Raw genomic sequence first — 2,252 nt, 5'->3', positions numbered from 1 at the left:
CGAGTACAACTTCATCATATTGATGGAAACCATGACAACTGGAAACCTAAAAACTTGACGGCAGTACATGAATCCTGTCATGATTATATCCACTCCAGCAAGCCAATTGGCTAGATTATCGGGAGCCGGATGCGGGGAAACTCGCAAGTCCAGTTCTAACAGGGAGATGCGGGGTTTCATAGCCCTAGCCCTGTCAAGGTGGTAAATTTAATGACGAAAAATCGTTATTTCTTGGACAGGCGCTTCTCGAAGCGCCCCTACAAGAGGTAAATTTAATGACGAAAAATCGTTATTTCTTGGACAGGCGCAAGCATTGCGCCCCTACAAATCAATACACCTTGACAGGGTTAGTTTCATAGCCCCCATCGACCCTACCCGTGATACCAGTAGCGACACCACAAACCCATAGCATTTCTTTGGAACTGGAATTAGTAGCGATCGCCTTCACATCGCGGGTGCTAGTGAGTCCAGTTTAGGGCTGGGACCAAACGATAACCTCTCCCAGCCCTCAAAATTGTCAACCTGCAATACCTAGACCACAAGTCATATAAAAAGTCATATACTGCACCGACTAAGGCATACACGAACGCAAATACTCAGTTGCGATGCTGGAAATGTAGCGTTCAACTGGAACCATGACCGCAATCTATCTCACCCAACCCGGTTCGATTCTGCAAGCCAAGCGTCAAGTTTTTGAGTTGTGGCATCATCAGCAATTACAGCGGCGAGTCTTGGCGAAAATGACAAGTCACATCGTCCTATTCCACGGATGCGAAATCACCGGAGAAGCCACTGCCTTAGCTTTCTCCCACGCTCTGCCCGTCTTATTCCTGGATGCTGAGGGTCGGTATCTAGGACGGCTTCACCTGGACTCGGATGCCCCCTATCTGACCCAACAACTCCAACGCGCCGGTGACTCCGAGTTCATGCAAAACACCGCCGAACGCATCGTCAGTGCCACGTTGCACAATCGTCGCGCATTGTTGTTGTCGCTCAACTCGTGCGTTTGTCCCACCGTAGAAATTGCTTTAGAGGCGATCGAGCTTTTCCTGGATGAAATTCCCGCCGCCAGTCTTCCGCAACTGCGTAGCCACCTGGCCACGGTCAACCAAATCTATTATCCGGCTTTGCGCGAGTGGCTGTGGCTGAACACCTTAGAATCTGCCATGTCCGTAGACAACCTCTGGCACCTGGGCCAAGCCTTGTTAGAACAAGTCGGACAAGGGTTTCTGCTAGAAATTGGACTGGATGCCAACCTCGGGGGGCTGCACCTGAGCGATGGCGAAAACCTGCCTCTTGTGCGGGACCTTACCCTAGATTGGACTGTAATTCTAGTAGACCGCCTCGCCCTGGAGTTCGTTCTGTCTCACACTAACTTGACTCACAACGGCAACGGTAACGGTAACGGCAACGGCAATGGCTACCATCACCCGCTCGATAAGTTTATTGCCGCTTGGGAGCAACAACTAGCCACCCTAGTCACTGGCAATCAAACCTACCGCCAATGCCTCCGCCATCAAATTCGCCAGTACCAACGCAGCTTATGCCACGACATTTCCTATCGTCCCGCTTTGCTCAAATGGACTCCAAAACCCATTCCCACGTCATCAACAGCTTCGCAACCCCCAGCCCAATCTCTCTTACCTGTACCTATCCTGTAATCGCCTAAACTCCAACCCCCATCAAATCAGTGATGGGGGCGATTCATACCAAATCCGGTTGTTCAAAGTCGGTTTTCGCTTTTAGCCCGCGCCCGCTGGCCCCCTTCGACCCCCTTCGACGGAGCTCAGGACAGGCCCTTCGACGGAGCTCAGGACAGGCTTCGACGGAGCTCAGGACAGGCTTCGACGGAGCTCAGGACAGGCTTTGTCCGCATAGCCTAGCCCTGTCAAGGTAGTAAATTTAATAACGAAAAATCGTGATTTCTTGTAGGGGCTTCGATGCCCGGGGCCCTTTGTAGGGGCGCATTGTGCCCCTACAAATAGTTGACAGGTGCAAAATGTAGAGGCGATTCGCGAATCGCCTCTATAGGGGCTTCGAGCATCGAAGCCCCTACAAATACACCTTGACAGGGCTAGTCCGCAAACGCCCCAGGCTTGAGCCTGTGGGTTTTAAGGGAACTCCAAAAAATAAAATCTCCAAAACGTTCGTTCGTAGATCAACAAAGTAGCCCCGTCAATGTCGGAGTAAATGCTTGCGCCCTCCGGAGGGCGCAAGCATTTACTCCGACACATAGCTTCCTTTCAGTTGAA

General features: G+C 51.4%; 2 protein-coding genes. One reads left to right on the top strand and one right to left on the bottom strand.

The genetic code is table 11. The features are described 5' to 3' along the window. On the bottom strand, positions 1-180 hold a 180-nt coding region (locus NG833_RS31095), incomplete at its 3' end, for a hypothetical protein (RefSeq protein ID WP_375293962.1). Positions 181-635: 455 nt separating this feature from the next. On the opposite strand from NG833_RS31095, the gene cas1 reads away from it, so the two are divergent. Beyond that, positions 636-1,661, top strand: a complete 1,026-nt coding sequence (gene cas1, locus NG833_RS27095; protein WP_254568383.1) for a CRISPR-associated endonuclease Cas1 — start codon at positions 636-638, stop codon at positions 1,659-1,661. Positions 1,662-2,252 lie beyond the last annotated feature (591 nt).

The organism is Oscillatoria sp. HE19RPO (assembly GCF_024220515.1).
Classification (GTDB): domain Bacteria; phylum Cyanobacteriota; class Cyanobacteriia; order Cyanobacteriales; family Laspinemataceae; genus Laspinema.
The sequence above is the reverse complement of the archived record's forward strand: the minus strand, read 5'-3'. Positions and strand labels throughout refer to the sequence as shown.

Coding starts and splice junctions, on each gene's coding strand:
- cas1 (WP_254568383.1), top strand. CDS start 636: ATGACCGCAATCTATCTCACCCAACCCGGTTCGATTCTGCAAGCCAAG.